General features: G+C 75.2%; 9 protein-coding genes and 1 pseudogene. 1 reads left to right on the top strand and 9 read right to left on the bottom strand.

Annotated elements, in window-relative coordinates:
- Positions 1-81: 81 nt before the first annotated feature.
- Together BJ961_RS13055 and BJ961_RS13050 are read right to left on the bottom strand one after the other, a co-directional pair.
- Complete coding sequence (locus BJ961_RS13055) at positions 82-5,121, bottom strand: DNA-binding protein (protein ID WP_271321473.1); 5,040 nt, start codon at positions 5,119-5,121, stop codon at positions 82-84.
- A gap of 38 nt (positions 5,122-5,159) precedes the next feature.
- The gene (locus BJ961_RS13050) at positions 5,160-6,032 is read right to left on the bottom strand and encodes a DUF4132 domain-containing protein (protein WP_271321472.1); all 873 of its coding nucleotides are present in this window, start codon (positions 6,030-6,032) and stop codon (positions 5,160-5,162) included.
- Between the two features lie 541 nt (positions 6,033-6,573).
- Between BJ961_RS13050 and BJ961_RS13045 the strand changes: the two genes are divergently transcribed.
- Positions 6,574-7,179, top strand: a complete 606-nt coding sequence (locus BJ961_RS13045) for a response regulator transcription factor (protein ID WP_271321471.1) — start codon at positions 6,574-6,576, stop codon at positions 7,177-7,179.
- Between the two features lie 24 nt (positions 7,180-7,203).
- On the opposite strand, the gene BJ961_RS13040 is transcribed toward BJ961_RS13045, so the two are convergent.
- The 7 genes and pseudogenes from BJ961_RS13040 to BJ961_RS13015 form a co-directional block, all read right to left on the bottom strand.
- Positions 7,204-8,994 (bottom strand): ABC transporter ATP-binding protein, encoded by a 1,791-nt coding sequence (locus BJ961_RS13040; RefSeq protein WP_271417031.1) that lies wholly within the window; start codon positions 8,992-8,994, stop codon positions 7,204-7,206.
- Positions 8,995-9,077: 83 nt separating this feature from the next.
- Positions 9,078-10,769, bottom strand: coding sequence for an ABC transporter ATP-binding protein (locus tag BJ961_RS13035; RefSeq protein WP_271321470.1), 1,692 nt, complete (start codon positions 10,767-10,769; stop codon positions 9,078-9,080).
- A gap of 234 nt (positions 10,770-11,003) precedes the next feature.
- Complete coding sequence (ramS, locus tag BJ961_RS36280) at positions 11,004-11,132, bottom strand: mycelium formation morphogenetic lantipeptide SapB (protein ID WP_003972313.1); 129 nt, start codon at positions 11,130-11,132, stop codon at positions 11,004-11,006.
- A gap of 192 nt (positions 11,133-11,324) precedes the next feature.
- Positions 11,325-13,781, bottom strand: a pseudogene (gene lanKC / locus BJ961_RS13030) (class III lanthionine synthetase LanKC); the annotation flags it as partial.
- 230 nt (positions 13,782-14,011) lie between these two features.
- A complete protein-coding gene (locus BJ961_RS13025) occupies positions 14,012-14,707 on the bottom strand; it encodes a GntR family transcriptional regulator (RefSeq protein WP_271321468.1) in 696 nt (231 codons plus the stop codon).
- Positions 14,704-15,705: a proline racemase family protein gene (locus BJ961_RS13020; RefSeq protein ID WP_271321467.1), complete on the bottom strand. Its 1,002-nt coding sequence runs from the start codon at positions 15,703-15,705 to the stop codon at positions 14,704-14,706. Before BJ961_RS13020 ends, BJ961_RS13025 begins: the two co-directional genes overlap by 4 nt.
- Positions 15,706-15,718: 13 nt before the next feature.
- A complete protein-coding gene (locus tag BJ961_RS13015) occupies positions 15,719-16,609 on the bottom strand; it encodes a dihydrodipicolinate synthase family protein (RefSeq protein ID WP_271321466.1) in 891 nt (296 codons plus the stop codon).
- Positions 16,610-16,783: the final 174 nt, after the last annotated feature.

Genomic DNA, 16,783 nt, shown 5'->3' with positions numbered 1-16,783 from the left:
GCCCAGGTGCGTGGGTGTACGGCGACGGGCGGCGCGGCCGGAGGGGGCGGCCGCGACGGGCGCCCCCTCCGGTGGCGGAAGTCAGCGGCGGCGCTTCCGCGGGCGCGGCACCTCCAGTTCCTCCAGGCGCGGTCCGTCCCCGTCCTGGACGCGCTGCCAGGCCGCGCGGTAGAGACCGGTGACGGGCCGGGTGGGCACGATCACTCCCATGACGGGCGCCTCGCCCTCCAGCAGGTCGTACATCGGCAGCTTCCACCGCTCCAGCGGGAGGTGCGGGTTCGGCGGCTGGGTCCAGCCGCCGGGCAGGAACAGCGAGCGCCCGGCCTTGGAGCGGCTGCCCTCGACGACGAGGTCGGTGGCGGCGAGTTCGGCGCGGGCGGCGCGGAGCCTGGCCGTTCCGCCGCGCTGCCCGCCCCAGCCGGTCCAGCGGGCGGTGTTGCGGTCGGTGGGGTCGGGCATGGCGAGCAGCATCAGGTAGAGGACGGCGGCGTCCTCGCCGATGCCGTACCGCTTGGCGGCCTCGCCGACCAGGTCGGGCACCGAACGGGCGGGGTCCTGGGGCCACCACAGGCCGTCCGCGTCACGCTCGCCGGCCAGCGGGTTGCCGGGGTCGGCGAGCAGCTCGGCGAACGGCCGGTCGTGGACCAGGCGCAGTGCCGTCTCCTGGGCGTTCGGCCGCTCTCCGGTGAACAGGGCCGCCAGGTGGGGGTCGTGACCGGCCGCGTCCAGCAGGGCGGGCCGGATGGCGGGGACCGGGTCCGTCCGCTCGGCGCCCAGGACGACCGCGCCGTGGCGTTCGTAGCCGTCGCCGGTCTCCGCGGGGTCTCCGGCGGCCCGCAGGAACGCCTCCCAGTCGATTCCCCGCCTCTCGAGGGCGAGCAGCAGGCCGGGGTGGGCCAGCCGCTCGCGCAGCGCGGTCAGCACGCCGGGCAGGGCGGCCCGGAGGGGATCGCCGGACGGAAGGCGGTGGGCGAGCCATGCGGCCAGGGCCACCGATCCCTTGAGGACCGAGCCGTCGAAGCCGGGGGTCTTCTCGGCGGTCTCCAGGTAGTAGCGGCCGAAGCTCCAGGTCCGGTCCTCGGTCAACCGCGGCTCGGTGGCGAGGTCCACGAAGCCTCGCAAGGCGTCGGCGGGAGCCCAGCCCACGGCTTCGACGGTGCGGACGGCGTCGTGGAGCACCTCCTCGGGCAGCGGGGTACGCCGGCCCAGCCGCTCGTTCCAGACCGCGGCCGCGCGGGCCGTGTCGGGGCCGTGCGTCCAGAGGCGGGACGGTTCGGCGGGCAGCAGAGCGGCCACGACGGCCCGCAGGGCTCCCGTGTCGAGGGACCTCAGCTCGTCCTTGGCCACGCGGGCGTCGGCCGACTTCACCCCGACGACCTTCATGGTCGCCGAGGGGACGCTCACGCGCTTGTCGTCGATCTGCGGCAGGCCGGCCAGCACCAGCCGGGCCGTGGTGGGGGTGATGCCGGTGAGCCGGGCGAACTCCTCGGCGGCCTCGGGACGCCAGGGCGCGGGGCCGCGCTCGGCCAGTTCGGCGCGGAAGGCGGCGACCCAGCCGGGCGCCCGGGTGGGGTCGGCCTGCGGCACGAAGGGCTCCTCGGACACCAGGGTGTACGGGGCCGGTGTCTCGAAGCGGCCGGACGGGTCGTAGTGGAGCGCGCCGTAGTGCCTGCCCTTGATCTCGTAGTGTCCGTACTCGCGGACGAACTGGTACCAGTCGTCGGGGAAGACGAGGAACGCGCCGCCGTCCAGGTCGAGCACGGTCCCTCTCCCGTATCCGGGCGTGCCGCCCGGCCCGTCGAACGTGTCGGGGTCGAAGGCCAGGTGGACCCGGCGCCAGTGGCCGGGGTCCAGCTCCGTCAGCCCCTGCGCGTCCACTTCGTCCAGGAAGGCGTCGAGGGCCTGCCGGTGCTCCTCCACGGTGGCCTGGGAGGCGGCCCTGAGCGCCAGGACGGCGGGCAGTTCGGGCAGGGCCAGCGCGTTCAGGTACTCCAACGGCCCCCGCTTGTCGAGCGACAGGTGCACGATGCCCGCGGGCGCGGGCTGGGCCAGGCCCTTCATCGACCGGGCGACGAGTCGGGGCAGTTCGAAGAGGTAGTGCTGGAAGTCGTAGTACGCACGCTCGTCGCGTTCCGTCAGGCCCACCCCGTTCAGCGCGGAGGCGAGCAGGCGGTCGCCGAGAGCCGGCCGCGGTTCCTCCGGGGCCTTGCCCTGGACCGCCGAGTCCAGCCGGGCGAGCGCGGCGTCCAGGACCAGTTGCTGCTCGGCGGCGTGCCGCGTCACGCCGGTGATGCCCTTGAGCAGCGCCTCGTGTCCGACCTGCGGCAGCAGGGTGCGGACGGGGGCGAGCACCGGGTCCCGGTCGTCGTCGCCGGGCGCCTCGGCGGCGGCCGCCGCCAGCAGGGCCGCCGCCGTGTCGTCGCCGACCTCGCGAAGCGCCGCGGAACCCTGGAGGTCGCGGGGCTGGAGCAGGGGCCAGTAGCGCAGGGGCGGCAGCAGGGGGGTGCCCGCGGAGAAGGCACCGGCCGTCTGACCGCGCCCGACCTCGGCGAGCAGCGCACCCTCGGCGTCGAGCAGTCGGATGTCGCTCGACGATCGCAGCACGGCGACGGGCCGGTCGGTGCTGGGGAACACCAGCGCGTGCTCCGGGTTCCCGATGGCCTCGTACGGTACGACGACCGAGCGGCCGGCCAGGTCCTCGCCCCGTCGCGTGCCGTCGGGCAGCGTGATCACACGCCAGCCGAGCACCCCGTCCACCGGTGCGCACAGCGGCCCGGAACCGGCGGAGGGTACGGGCAGCAGCCAGGCGGTGCCGAGGGTGCTGCCCTCCGGCGCGGCGCTCAGCCCCTCGCCGAACCAGTCCGGCACGCCGCGCTCCCGCTCCGTCGCGCCGGCCGGGTCGTAGGTGAACCACGCGCTGTTGCCCTCGTCGGACCAGTCCCTGACCCAGACCCAGTACGAGGTGCCGTCCCCGATCACCGGCCGCCGGTACGGGATGTGGGTGTCCCCGCGCCGCAGCACGCCCCCGCCGGTGGCCCGGCCGCCGCCGGGAAGCGGGAGGGAGGTGGGCGGCATGCCGTTGTTCCCGCCGCTCCCGTCGGCGTGGCAGGCGTACGGGGAGTGGACGTCGCCGTCCAGCTCCATGGGTGAGGAGGCGCCGTTGTCGGCGTCGTACCAGTAGCCGTGCGAGCCGTCCTGGTAGGAGTGCCCCTTCCAGAAGACGAGCAGTCCGCCGTCCACGAAGCGGGCGTCGGCGCCCCAGCGCTCCGACCGGGGCGGGAGGCGCATCTCGTGGTCGAGGACCGTGCCCTCGGGGCCGACCACCCGGGCTCGGCCGCCGCGGAAGACGATGAGGTGCGGCCATGCCTCGCCCACGAGTGTGCCCCGCGCGTCCTCGGACGACGCGGGCGAGCCGATCGCCTCGTCCCAGGCGGGCCAGCCGAGTTCGTCGATGATCCCGCTGCGCAGGCCCCTGGCGAGCCCCGGCGCCATGCCGGTGCCCAGTGCTTCCCGCACCTCGTGCTCGGCCGTCGCCAGGACCTCTCCGGGCAGCCACCTCAGCGACTCGAACACGTTTCTGAAGCCGGTGTACTCCCCCAGCCCGCTGGTGAGGTACCTGCGGGCTTCCCGGGCCACCCACTCGGCGAGCATCGGGCGTCCGCCCGGCGACTCGGCCAGCCGGGTCACGGTGCGCCGGTCGATGCCCTCGCGCTCGTAGGTGGGGCAACCGTCCAGGAAGACCCGGCGGAAGCGGGGGTCGGCCTCCAGGGCGACGAGGTCGCGCCGCTCGTCGCGGGCCGCCCAGCCCTGGAGGTTGAGCCACGGGCGTTCCGCGGGGTCGGCGACCGGGATGCGCAGGGCGAGGAGCTGGTCGAGGAGGTCGACGTCGCTGACGGGAGGCGGCAACGTAGCGCCCTCGGCCGTCAGTTCGGCGCGCAGGGTGTCGGCCATGCGGTCGAGGAGGGGGTACAGCCCGGGCGGTGCGAGGCGCCAGTCGTCGGTGCGGCACAGGGCGAGGAACCTGCGCGTCCAGCCGGCCGTGCCGTCGGGTGGGCGCACCTCGGCGGGCAGCGCCGCGTCGCAGAGTCCCTCGGTGGCGCCGGACTTCTCCAGCAGGTCGAGCCACTGGCCCAGCTCCTCCTGCTCCCAGCCCGAGGGCAGCAGTCCCAGCAGGGTGCCGCGGACGGCGGGTTCGCGCCGGGTCAGTTCGAGCAGGGCCGCCCGGTGGGCCTTCCACCAGCCGGGCGGGGCCTTGAGGGTGCCGGGCAGCGGGAGGACGTCGCGCAGGTAGGCCATCTCCTCGGCGAGCGCGTGCTTGCCCGCGACGGCCTTCGCCAGCCTGCGCAGATCGCTCGCGCCGGGGCTGGACGGGGCCACGCCGTGGGCGGCGAGCCGGACGAAGAGCCCGCGCAGGTGCCGGAAGGCGGTGGCGGCCGGCACGCGGGACGACAGCCCCTTGGCGTAACTGGACAGCACCTTGGTCGGCATGGCGTCGGCGAGGGCGAACTCCAGGAACACCGCGTCCATGCGGGCCTCGTCGAAGGGCAGGGCGTGGGCCGTCTCGGCCTTGCGGGCGTTGACGAACATCTGGGAGGCGTACGCCTGCTGCCCGGCGGCCAGGAACACCCGGCCGGCCTCCTCGTAGAAGGTGGGCAGGAAGTGCGGCACGGAGCCCGCGAGGCGCTCACCCATCGACTCGTAGGTGGCGCGGGCCTTCTTGGCCCGGGAGCGCACCGTCCGCGCGACCTTGTTCATCTCGTCGACCAGGGACATCGCGAGGTGGCCGTCGGACGGGTGCCGGACCAGCACCCATTCGGGGAAGCCCATGGCCCGGTGCTGTCCGACCCCGACCTCGACCGGCTCGCCCGCGGGCAGCAGCCCGAGGAATCCGCCCCCGGTGTCCCCGGCGGGCTCCGCCCCGGCCGGAGTGGCCGCGGTCGGGTCCGCGGGCGTCAGGCGTACGACGATCCGGCCGTCCAGGCCCGGATGCCGGTAGGCCCGGGTGAACACGGGCACCGCCCGTTCGCCTCCCCCGGTGGTGCCCGGCGGCAGTACCGCGCCGGCGCGCAGCAGCTCCTCCACCTCGGCCCTCGCCGCGTCCCGTGTCGTGCCGTCGCTCATGCTCGCGTGCCTTTCGTGGGTGTGCGTACCGTCGGCGTTCACTGGGCGTCGTCCTCGGGCACGGGGCGCCCGGCGTGCAGGGCCGCGGCCATGCGCATGCCCTCGGACCAGGCCACGGGGCCGACCTCGGTCAGCGGAAGAGTCCGCTGCTCGCCCTCGACGCTCCACGTCAGGCCGCCGGTCCAGGCCTTCTCCTCGGTGTACGGATCGCTCATGCCGACGACGGCGTTGACGATGCGTCCGGCGTCCCGGACCGGGCCGACGACACTGCTGCCGGAGATCCGGTAGCCGAGGGACGTGGCGCGGGCGGAGAGGTGGAACCACGAGCGGTACTCGGCGCCCTCGAACTCGGTGACCACGTCCTTGCCGCCGCCGTCGGTCTCCCCGGGCGTCGGCCAGGTCGCGCGGTGGATCTGCTCCACGCCCTGGACCACCCCCAGTTCGGCGGCGAAGGTGCGCAGTTCCTCCAGGCCGGGGAGGAGGACCGGGTGCGGCATGGTGATCGCAGGGGCGGTCAGGCGGACGGTCTCGCCGTCCAGGTTCACCACGCGCAGTCCGTCCGACGCGTCCGCGTCGCGCAGGAAGCCGACCTCGTCGGGGGCCTCGCCGACCACGACGATGTCGCGCAGCGCGGCCTGCCACGCCTCGTCGGGCCAGACCTGCGCGAGCAGCCCGGTCGGCACCGGCAGCGAGGACACCATCCAGTTGTCCACCTGCGCCGCGCACTCGGCGGCGTGCCGGTCCAGCCACTCGGCGAAGCGCTGGAGTTCGATCACCTCGGGACGGTCCCGTATCTCCGCGGGCAGGGAGCGCTCCCACTTCCCCTCCGCCGAGGCCGTCGCCGACCGCGCCACCACCCGGCCCTCCACCAGAGCGACTTCGTACCTGTCGCCCGCTGTCAGCCAACCCATCAGCTCTTCGCCTCTCTCACCATGAGGAACACACGGCACAGCACGCGACGCGCCCCGGATTCGGCACGCTCCGCTGTAGCGTTGGCCAAAGACTAGGGGCACCCACCGACAGGCCCGAGCGCCGCTCGGAACGGTACGTTTCGCGCCAGATTGGGCAGCGACGGTTTTCGGCCGGGCCCGACGGCGGCCGACGTGCCCCCCTGCCGGGCCCGGCACGCGGGCGCGGCCGGGCCCGGTGGGCGGAACCTGCGCTGGCCAGGACGCCAAGGGGCCGGGACGCGGAAACGGCTGCCGGTCGTCGCTTCCGCTCCGGACCGGAGGCGTCCGCGGATTGGTGGGTTATCCGCCCTCTTCACGTCGGTGCCGGGCCCCCGCCTCCCCCGGACGGAGCGCTGACGACGGCGAATTGCCTCCGGTGGGGTTCGCACGTGCGTACGCGTCGTGTTCCACCGGGCCGGATGGGGGCACATGGCCGGTGGCGAGGGGCGCGGGAGACCGGCTGTCCGAACGGGACCGCCGTCGGCAAGAGGGCTGACAAGAGGTGGGGGAGATGGTTCGCATTGTCGTGGTCCACGACGAGAAACTGCTGCGGTCGGCGCTGGTCGAGCTGCTGAGATCGGACGACACGCTGGACGTCTGCGCGCTGTGTCCCGATGCCGACGTCCCGGACCGCGAGGCGCCGTCGGCCGACGTCTGTGTCGTGGACGGCGAGTGCCTGACGGGAGGCGACGACGGACGCGGCGCGCGCCTGCGGGCCCGGTACGGAGACCGGCTCGTCGTCCTGACGACCGCCAAGCGGCCGGGGGTGCTGCGGCGGGCGTTCGACGGCGGCGCCCTCGGGCTGGTCGACAAGAACGCCCCGGCGAACCGGCTGATCACGGCGGTGCACACGGTCGCCAAGGGTGAGCGGTTCCTGGACGAGACGCTCACCGTGGCCCTGCTGAAGGGCGCGGAGATGCCACTGACCACCCGGGAACTGGGCGTCCTGACGCTGGCTTCCCAGGGGGCGCCGATCGCCGAGATCGCGGCCCGCCTGCACCTGTCCCGGGGGACGGTCCGCAACTACATGGCCACGGCGATCCGGAAGGTGGGCGCCCGCAACCGGGTCGACGCGATACGCATCCTCCAGAGCGCCGGCTGGACGTGACGAGGTCCCGCCCGAGGACGGCGGTCAGGGGCGCTGCCGTCGAGCCGGTGCGCCGTGCCAGTGCCCCGTCAGGTCCCGGTAGAGAGGGGAGCGCTCCAGCAGTTCGCCGTGCGTGCCGCACACCGCCCGCACGCCGTCCAGTACCAGGATCCGGTCGGCGCGTACGGCCGAGGACAGCCGGTGCGCCACCACGAGCAGCGTTCCGGGCCGCCGCGCGAGGGCGTGCTCCGCGCGGGCCTCGGACGCCGGGTCGAGGTGGCAGGTGGCCTCGTCGAGCAGCAGCAGCGGGGCGGGCGACAGGTACGCGCGGACCAGCGCGATCAACTGCCGCTCCCCCGGTGAGAGTTCGGCGGGCCGCACCGCGGCGTCGAGCCCGCCCAGGCGTCCGACCAGCGGCCCGAGTCCGAACACCGCGACGGCCGCGTCGAGTTCGCCCCGGGCCGCGTCGGGGCGCAGATACGCGAGGTTGTCACCGACGGTGCCGGAGAACACGTAGGCCTCCTGCGGGACCAGCACCCGCAGTGCGGCGAGTTCGGCGGGGGCGTGCCCCGCCACGGCGCGTCCGGCCACGCGGATGTCGCCGCGGGTCGGCGCGAGCGTTCCCGCGACGAGGCGGGTCAGGGTCGACTTGCCGATGCCGCTCGGGCCGACGACGGCGAGGTGTTCGCCCGGGGCGACGCGCAGGTCGAGCGAGTCGAGGACGGGTTCGGCGCGGACGCCGTAGGAGAGGGTGACGGAGCGCAGCTCCACCGCCGGGGCCGCCGGGGCCGCCTCGCGCGGTGCCGGGGGCGCCCGGTGGCCGTCTGGGGCGGTGTCCGCCTCGGAAGCCGCCGTCTGCGGCGGGTCGGCGGTGCTCGGTGCCGCTTCCGGTTGCGGGCCGAGGACCCGGTCGAGGACGACCAGCAGGCGGGCCCCGGCCGCGCCGAGCGCGGTCATCAGCGTGTGCAGGGCGGGCAGCAGGGACTGGACGAGGTAGGTGAACGCGCCGAGCAGCGCGCCCGCGCTCACTCCCCGCCCGCGCAGCCACGGCACCGCCGTCAGCAGCGCGAGGACGGGCAGGTGGCCGGCGATGCCGAGCGCGGCCGTGCGCACCGCCGCCCACCCGGCCAGCGTGCGGGCGTGAGCGGCGGCGTCGGCGACCAGGTCCGCGCCGCGCCGCTCCTCCTGCGGCCCGGTCCCGCAGGCGGTGAGGTCCCGCAACCGCGCCCGCGAGCGCGCCGCGTGGTCGCCCAGTGCCTCGTCGGCCGCCAGGGCGCGGCGCTGGGCGGCCGCCATGGGCCGCAGCGTCACCAGGAACAGGGCGAGACCGGCCGCCAGCGGCGGCAGGACCACCACGAGCAGCGCCGGATGCAGGGACAGCAGGCCGAGCAGTGCGCCGACGGCGGTGAAGACGAAGGACCGCAGGGTCAGGACGAGACCGGCGAAGCTGTCCCGGGCGATCTCGACCTGGTTCGTCAGCCGCGAGACGGCCGCCCGGTCCGTCCCGCCGGGCCCGCCCGCCGCCGCCCGGGCCATGGAACGGTCGACCGCACGGCGTACCAGGCCGTCGCGCAGCGGCTCCGTCAACCCGGCGAGCTGCGCGAACACCCCCCGGACGACGGGGGCGGCGGACAGTACGGCCACCAGGGCGACCGCGAGCCACAGCAGCCCCCGGCGCGGGTCACCGGCGAGGAACCCCTCGTCGACGGAGCGGGCGACCCCCTGGCCCACCAGGAAGGCCTGCGCCGACTCGGCCAGCGACCAGAGCGCGAGCCGCGCCAGGACGCCCTTGCGGTGGGCGAGGAAGCGACGCGCGGGCGGGGCGAGACGCCCCAGCGCGCCGGTTCCGTCGTCCCGGGGAGCGTCGTCCTCCCGGGGGGTGTCGTCCGGGGACCGGGCGGGGCGGGACGCGGCGGGCGTCACGGACGTACCTCTTCGGAATCGTGACGGCGTACGGGCACCTCGTCCGGCGCAGCCGCGCCGGTGCCGTCGGCGTCCGCGCCGAAGACCGCCCGGTAGTCGCCCGTGTTCCACAGTTCGCGGTGCGTCCCGACGGCGCGCACGCGTCCCTCCTCCAGCCAGAGCACCAGGTCCGCCCGGTCGGCGACCGACGGACGGTGTGCGACCACGACCCGGGTCCCGGGCCGCACCGAGCGCCGCAGTGCCAGGTTCACCTCGTGTTCCGTGGCCGTGTCGAGACTGGACGTCGCGTCGTCCATGACCAGCAGCCGTCCGGCGTGTGCGAAGGCCCGCGCCAGTCCGAGCCGCTGGTGTTCGCCGCCCGAGAGCGGAGCCCGCGGCAGCGGGGTGTCGTATCCGTAAGGCAACCGGCGTACGAAGCCGTCGGCGCCCGCCGCCCGGGCCGCCTGCCGTACGTGCTCGCGGGACGGCTGCCGCGACCCGGTGGCGACCGCTTCTGCGACCGTGCCCTCCCCCAGCGCGGGGCGTTCGAAGGCGTAGGCGACCTCGGTGCGCAGCGCCTCGCGGGTCAGCCGGTCGAGCCGGACGCCGTCCAGCAGTACGTGCCCCTCGTCCGGGTCGATCAGCCGCCCCGCGACGGCCGCCAGGACGGACTTCCCGGCACCGCTGCGGCCGACGACCGCGACCGTGCTGCCGCCGGGCACGCGCACGCCGTCGGCGCGCAGCACCTGCCTGCCGTCGCGGACCACGCGCACACCGCGCAGTTCCAGCTCCCCCGGGCCGTCCGGAGGCAGCCGCCGGGTGCCGTACGCCAACGGGGGCAGCCGTTCCAGCTCCAGGGTCCGGTGCCGGGCCTCGCGGGCGCGCACGATCGCGCCGAGCAGTGCGGCGGCGCCGCCGACCCCGGCGGTGAGCTGCGCGTACCGGCCGACGGCGAGCAGGTCCCCCACGCTCAGGTCGCCGGCCGCGAGGCGCAGTCCGCCGACGGCGGTGGCGGCCAGCATCAGCAGCGGGACGAGGACCCCGCTCCTGCCGAGCGCCCGTCCGTGCAGCGTCCACATGTGCCGGCCCTGCGCGGCCAGGTCCGCCAACGGTGCCAGGATGCGGGCGCGTTCCCGGTCGGCGGTCCCGGCGGCGCCGATCGTGGCCGTGCCCTCCAGGGCTTCGAGGAGCCGCGAGGCGATGAGGGACTGGGTGCGCTGGTAGGCGGCGACCGAGGAGCCCGTGTCGCGGGCGAAGGCCCGCAGCACCAGCGCCAGGGCGGGCAGGCCGGCCAGTACGCAGGCCGCGACCCACAGGTCGACGAAGACCAGCGCCACGAGTGCGCCGAGCGGCGTGATCAGTGAGGCCGCCAGCGCCGCCCGGGCCGCCGGGGCGCCGCCGGCGTCCGCGGCGTTGAGGGTCAGGCGGGTCCCGACGTCGCCCGGCGGGTGGGCCCGGACGTGGTCGGGGGTGGTGCGCAGCAGCCCGCGCAGGGCGCGGGAGCGGACGGACGCCGTCCACACGGCGTTGCAGCCTCCGGTGAACAGCGAGGTCAGGCTGTCCAGCAGCAGTTCGCCCAGGAGCAGTGCGGCGCTCAGCGGCAGCCACCGTCCGGCGTCGCCGTCGCGCAGCAGCAGGTCCAGTGTGCGGCCGAGGACGAAGGGCTGGGCCACCGCCGCGACGGCCGCCGCGACCGAGCACAGCAGCACGAGCGCTTCCCGTGCGCGCCCGGGTCCCGAGCCGTCGGTCCCGTCCCGCCTCCCGGGCGCCCGCGACCCGGAAGTCCGCTTCCCGGACGTCCGTGCCGCGGGTCTGCTCGTTCGCACCAGCGCAATCCTCCGTACGTAACCGAGCGGGCGGGCGCCGGCGCCCCGGGGGGTGGCCCGGGGCGCCGGTGTCCGGCGGGATGGCTCACCACGTCGCCGTGGCCGTCAACCCCTGCGTCAGTTACAGGTGGTGATGCTCAGGCTGCTGTCGCCGCAGAGCAGGAGGCTCGCGCGGCTCCCGGTCTCGACGTCCCCCATGGCCTCTTCCTTGGGGGTCTCCATCGACTGCAGGTCGAACAGGTTCATGACGTCTTCCTTTCGTACGGCAGCGGGTGTGCTCTTCTCACGACCCCGGGTGGGGCCGAGTCGGGGGCCGCCGCGCGGACGCGGCGGCGGCAGGAACGGCAGGTGGACGGGTACGTCGCCGAGGACGGAGGCGACGGCCAGCAGGCATCCGGCCGTTCCGGTGGAGAGGTCCATGGACAGGCGCATCATCTGCTCGCCGGGGAAGGCGAGCCGGCCGCGGTAGGACATGGCGTGCCAGGACAGGGCGTCGAGTTGGCGCCGCACGGCCTCCGGGCCGGTGCCGGGCGCCGTGGCCGTGGTGCGGCCCAGGTACAGGACCATTCCGGCCACGCCCCGGTAGAGGCCGGGCTGGGCGTAGAACATCGCCTGGGCGGCGGCCACGATCTCGGTCCTGGCCCGCGCGAACTCCTCGTCCTTTCGGTGCGCCAGGTAGTCGTCGAGGACCATGCCGATGCCCACGCTGCCCGCGCCCAGGTAGGGCATGGTGCGCCAGCCCTCGTCCACCTGCAGCGCGCCGCCCGCGCCGCGGACGCAGCGGGCGAGGTCCCGGCGCAGCGCGTCGCGGGCGAGGTCGAGGAGGGCGGAGTCCCGGGTGCGTTCGAAGAGCCGCAGGAAGAGGAGCGCGCGTCCGGCGCCGCCGTACAGCAGTCCGGCGCGGGTTCGGCCGCGGCCGGCGCGGTCGGCCGGCCCGCCGTCGGCGGTCAGTTCGGCGCAGCGCAGGGCGGCGGAGCGCGCCGCGGCCTCCCCGGTGGTGCCGGCCAGCGCGTCCAGGGCCAGGCCGATGCCCGCGGTGCCGCCGTGCAGGTCGGGACCGAGGTGGTCGAGGGGCTGGTCGAGGAGGAGTTCGGTGAGGTCGAGGGCGCGGTCGCGGTGCCCGAGGTGTTCCAGGGTCCAGGCGATTCCGGCGAGTCCGTCGTGGAAGCCGAGCGGCATGCCGGAGGGCGGCCGCTTGGTCCGTTCCAGCAGCCACTGCTCGCCGTCCTCGTCCCGTCCGGCCCCGCTGCGGGCCAGGGCGTACAGGACTCCCGCCGCTCCGTGGGCGAAGGCCAGCCCGCCGCCGGCGGTGGCGAACTGCGCGATGTCACCGGGGAAGAGCCGGTCCGTGCGGGTGGGCGTCGCGGAGGCCCGGATCGCCGCGGCCATGGAGTCCCGGCTGCGCGGCCAGTCGTCCGGCCGTACGGGCACCACCGGCCCGGGGGGCCGCCGGTCCGCGGGCCCGGCGGTCCGCCGCGCCGAGGGGGCGTCGTCGACGCGGGTGATCTCCTCGACCGCCGCGTCCAGGAAGGCCCGGTCCACCGGGAACCGGTCGGCCACCACGTCCGCGAGGTGCGCCGCCTTGTCCCGGTCGATCGCCAGCAGACTGGTGAGCGGGAGGAACAGCGCGAGCCGCAGACACGCCAGCGCGTACCGGTCCACCGCCACGCCCCGCCGGTCGGCGGGCGCCACGAACCCCGGGTTCGCGACGGTCTGCCGGCCCGCCTCGTCGACGTGGTGGGCGGCCTCGAAGTCCAGCAGGGCGACGCGGTCGTCGTCCCGGATCATGATGTTGAACAGGTGCAGGTCGTTGAAGACCACGCCCCGGGCGTGGACGTCCGCGACGGCGCGTTCCACCCGCGCGTGGACGTCGAGGGCCCAGGCGGTGTACTCGGCGAGTCTTCGCTCGCCCGGGTCGGCCTCGATGAGCGGGTGGCGGCGGGCGAAGAACGTGTTGAGCGGTTTGCCGTCGATGTGCTCGAGGACGAGGAAGTGGTGCTCCCCGACCGTGAGGTGGTCGAGCACCTCGGGCGTGCAGTCGAGGCCCGACAGCCGCTGCAGCGCCCGGCGTTCACGGTGCAGCCGGGTCACGGCGTCGGCGCCGTCGGCCGCCAGCCCGGCGTGGGGGCGGGCCTCCTTGAGGACGACCTGCTCACCGGTGCGGGTGTCGCGGGCGAGGTAGACGCCGCCGCCGTTGGAGAAGTGCAGCGCCTGCTCGACGGTGTACGGCAGGCCGGTCACGGTCACCGCGGAGCGGGCGTCGAGGTGCGGGCGCAGGAAGGCGGGCGGGGTCACCCAGTCCGGGACGCGGAAGACCGGGCCGCGCAGGTCGGGGACGAGTACGCCGTCGGGGCCGGTCACGGCCGGCCTCAGTTCCCCGTCCGCGTCGTAGCAGTCGCGGCGGGTGAAGCCGCCGTAGCGGACGTGCACGGGTCCCGCGCCGATTCTGAGGTCGCTCAGGATGTGCGGTCCGGGCTCGCCGGCCAGCAGCTCGGACAGCTCCCCCACGAGTCGCTCGAACTCCGCCTCGTTCGCGGGGTACACGGTGACGAACTTGCCGCTGCCGGCCCGGTCCGCGTACTTGGCGTTGCGCTGGTGCAGCAGGTAGCGGCCGGGCACGAACTTGAAGGCCGTACCACCGGCGACGCAGTGCCGCCACACGCGGTCGAGCACGGACTCGGCGTTGTCCAGGCAGGCGGAGACGTGGATCTTCCACCCCTGGTCGGGCAGGTCGGCGTCGACCGGGCGCAGCGCGAGCCAGTCCCCGCTCTCGTGGCGCTGCCATCCCGTCGGCACGGGCGAGGACGCCGCGGCGTACCGGGAGCGGGCGGCCCCGGTCCGGGGGGCCGTGCGGTGCGGGGCGTCGTAGAAGTACGGATCCGCGTCGCAGTACACGGCGTAGCCCTTGTTCACGCCTTCTCCCTCCCACGGTCGCTGACGGAGACGACGCTGTCACGCGGCGTACGGCCCCGCACAGTTGCCGCTGTCATCACTCCGACGTGCGGAACGCACGGGTAACTTCGCGTGGGAGGGAGTCGGAACGGGAGGATTCCCGCCGGGCGGAGGCCCGGTCACCGCCGGGCGCGGCCCGCCCGGTTCGGCGCGGCGCAGGGGTGCGCCGCCGCTCACGTCGTGGGCCCCGCCTCCTCTCCGGCCCCGGCCGCCCACAGTCCGCGTACGTGTCCCAGGTGCCGGGTCATCACCGCGCGCACGGCCTCCTCGTCGCGGCTCAGCAGCGCGTCGAGGATCTCCAGGTGTTCCCGCGCCGACGCCTTGAGCCGCCCCTGTTCCACCAGCGCGGTCAGCCCGTACAGCCGGGAGCGCCGGCGCAGGTCCCGTACGACCTCCACGAGGTGGGCGTTGCCCGCGAGTTCGAGCAGGCCGAGGTGGAAGCGGAGGTCGGCGTCGACGTACGCGATGAGGTCGCCCGCGGCCGCGGAGGTGACGATCTCCTCCGCGACGGGCCGCAGCGCCTCCAGGGCGACGGCGCCGGCGGTGGTGGCCAGTGCGGCGGTGGTCGGGATCTCGATGAGCGACCTGATGTGGGTGTACTCGTCGAGCTGCCGTTCGGAGACGGCGGTGACCCGGAAGCCCTTGTTGGGCACGGTGTCGACCAGCCCCTCCTTGGCCAGGTCGAGCATCGCCTCGCGGACCGGGGTCGCGGAGACGCCGAAGCGGGCGGCGAGGCCGGGCGCCGAGTGGACCTCGCCGGGCCGCAGTTCGCCCGCGATCAGGGCGGCGCGCAGCGCCTCGGCGACCCGCTCCCGGTGGCTGGGCCCGCGTCCGCCCAGGGCGGGCAGGCGGGGGCCGGGGGCGGTCACAGGACGAACCCGGCGGGGAAGGGGTCGTCGGGGTCCAGCAGGTACTGGGCGGTGCCGGTGATCCAGGCGCGTCCGGTGAAGCTGGGCAGGACGGCGGGCCGGCCGGCGACCTCCGTCGTGCCGAGCAGCCGCCCGGTGAACCGGGTGCCGATGAAGGACTCGTTCACGAACTCGGTGTCGAGGGGGAGTTCGCCCCGGGCGTGCAGCTGGGCCATGCGGGCGCTGGTGCCGGTGCCGCAGGGCGAGCGGTCGAACCAGCCGGGGTGGATGACCATGGCGTGCCGGGAGTGGCGGGCGGTGGCGTCGGGCGCGGTCACCTGCACGTGGTGGCAGCCGTGGATGGACGGGTCCTCCGGGTGGACCGGTTCGTCCTCCTTGTTGATGGCGGCCATCAGGGAGAGTCCGGCCGCGAGGATGTCGTCCTTGCGGGAGCGGTCGAAGGGCAGCCCGAGCCGCTCCAGCGGGAGCACGGCGTAGAAGTTGCCGCCGTAGGCGAGGTCGTACGTCACCGTCCGGCCGTCGGGCAGGGTGGCCTCGCGGTCGAGGCCGACGGCGAAGGAGGGCACGTTGCGCAGGGTCACCGCCCTGGCGGCGCCGTCCTCCACCGCCACCTCGGCGACGACGACTCCGGCGGGCGTGTCGAGGCGGATGGTGGTGACCGGTTCGACCACCTCGACCATGCCGGTCTCCACGAGGACGGTCGCGACGCCGATCGTGCCGTGGCCGCACATGGGGAGGTAGCCGGAGACCTCGATGTAGACGACGCCCCAGTCGCAGTCGGGCCGGGTCGGCGGCTGGAGGATCGCGCCGCTCATGGCGGCGTGGCCGCGCGGCTCGTTCATGAGCAGTTGCTTGACGTGGTCGCGGTGTTCGCGGAAGTACAGCCGCCGCTCGTTCATGGTCGCGCCGGGGATGGTACCGATCCCGCCGGTGACGACGCGGGTGGGCATGCCCTCGGTGTGCGAGTCGACGGCGTGCAGGACGAGTTTGCTCCGCACGGCGGTGTCCTCCTTACGCCAGTCCGGCCGCGAGGGCCTTCTCGGTGGCGGCGCGCACGGCGGCCTCCTGGGCGGGCAGCAGCGGTACGCGCGGCGGGCGGCAGGCTCCGCCGGGCCGTCCGGCGAGGTCCATGGACAACTTGATGGCCTGCACGAACTCGACCTTCGAGTCCCAGCGCAGCAGCGGGTGGAGCTGCCGGTACAGCGGCCCGGCCGTCTCCAGGTCCCCGGCGGCGGCCGCGCGGTACAGCTCGACGCAGGCGGCGGGCAGCGCGTTGGGGTAGCCGGCCACCCAGCCCTTCGCGCCCGCGACCGCCAGCTCCAGCAGGACGTCGTCGGCGCCGATCAACAGGTCCAGTTCGGGGGCGAGTTCGATGATCCGGTAGGCGCGGCGGACGTCGCCGGAGAACTCCTTCACGCCCTGGATGTGGCCCTCGCCGTGCAGCCGGGCGAGCAGTTCGGGGACCAGGTCGACCTTGGTGTCGATGGGGTTGTTGTAGGCGACGACCGGCAGGCCCGCCTTCGCGACCTCGGCGTAGTGGGCGAGGACGGAGCGTTCGTCGGCGCGGTAGGCGTTGGGCGGCAGCAGCATCACCGCGCCGCAGCCCGCCTCGCCCGCCTGCTCGGCCCAGCGGCGGGCCTCGGCCGACCCGTAGGCGGCGACGCCGGGCATGACCCGCTGCCCGCCGACGGCGGCGACGGCGGTCTCGACGACGCGGGTGCGCTCCTCGGGGGTGAGCACCTGGTACTCGCCGAGGGAGCCGTTGGGGACGACGCCGTCGCAGCCGTTCGCGACGAGCCAGGCGCAGTGCTCGGCGTAGGCGTCGTAGTCGACGGACAGGTCGTCGCTCAGCGGGAGAGCGGTGGCGACGAGGACGCCGCGCCAGGGGCGGTGATCGGTCATGAGTGTCCTTCCTCGGGGTGGTTGGCCGGGGGCTCGCGGTGGCCGGCCGGGGGCTTCGGCTGCTCGATCGGGGGCTCGGGGTGGCCGACTGGGGGCTCGGGGTGGCCGACTGGGGGCTTCGGCTGCCCGGTCGGGGGCTCGGGGTGGTCGGCCGGGGCCTGGGACTGGCCGGCC

Source organism: Streptomyces lienomycini (assembly GCF_027947595.1).
Lineage (GTDB): Bacteria > Actinomycetota > Actinomycetes > Streptomycetales > Streptomycetaceae > Streptomyces > Streptomyces lienomycini.
This window is presented reverse-complemented; position numbering and strand designations above follow the sequence as displayed.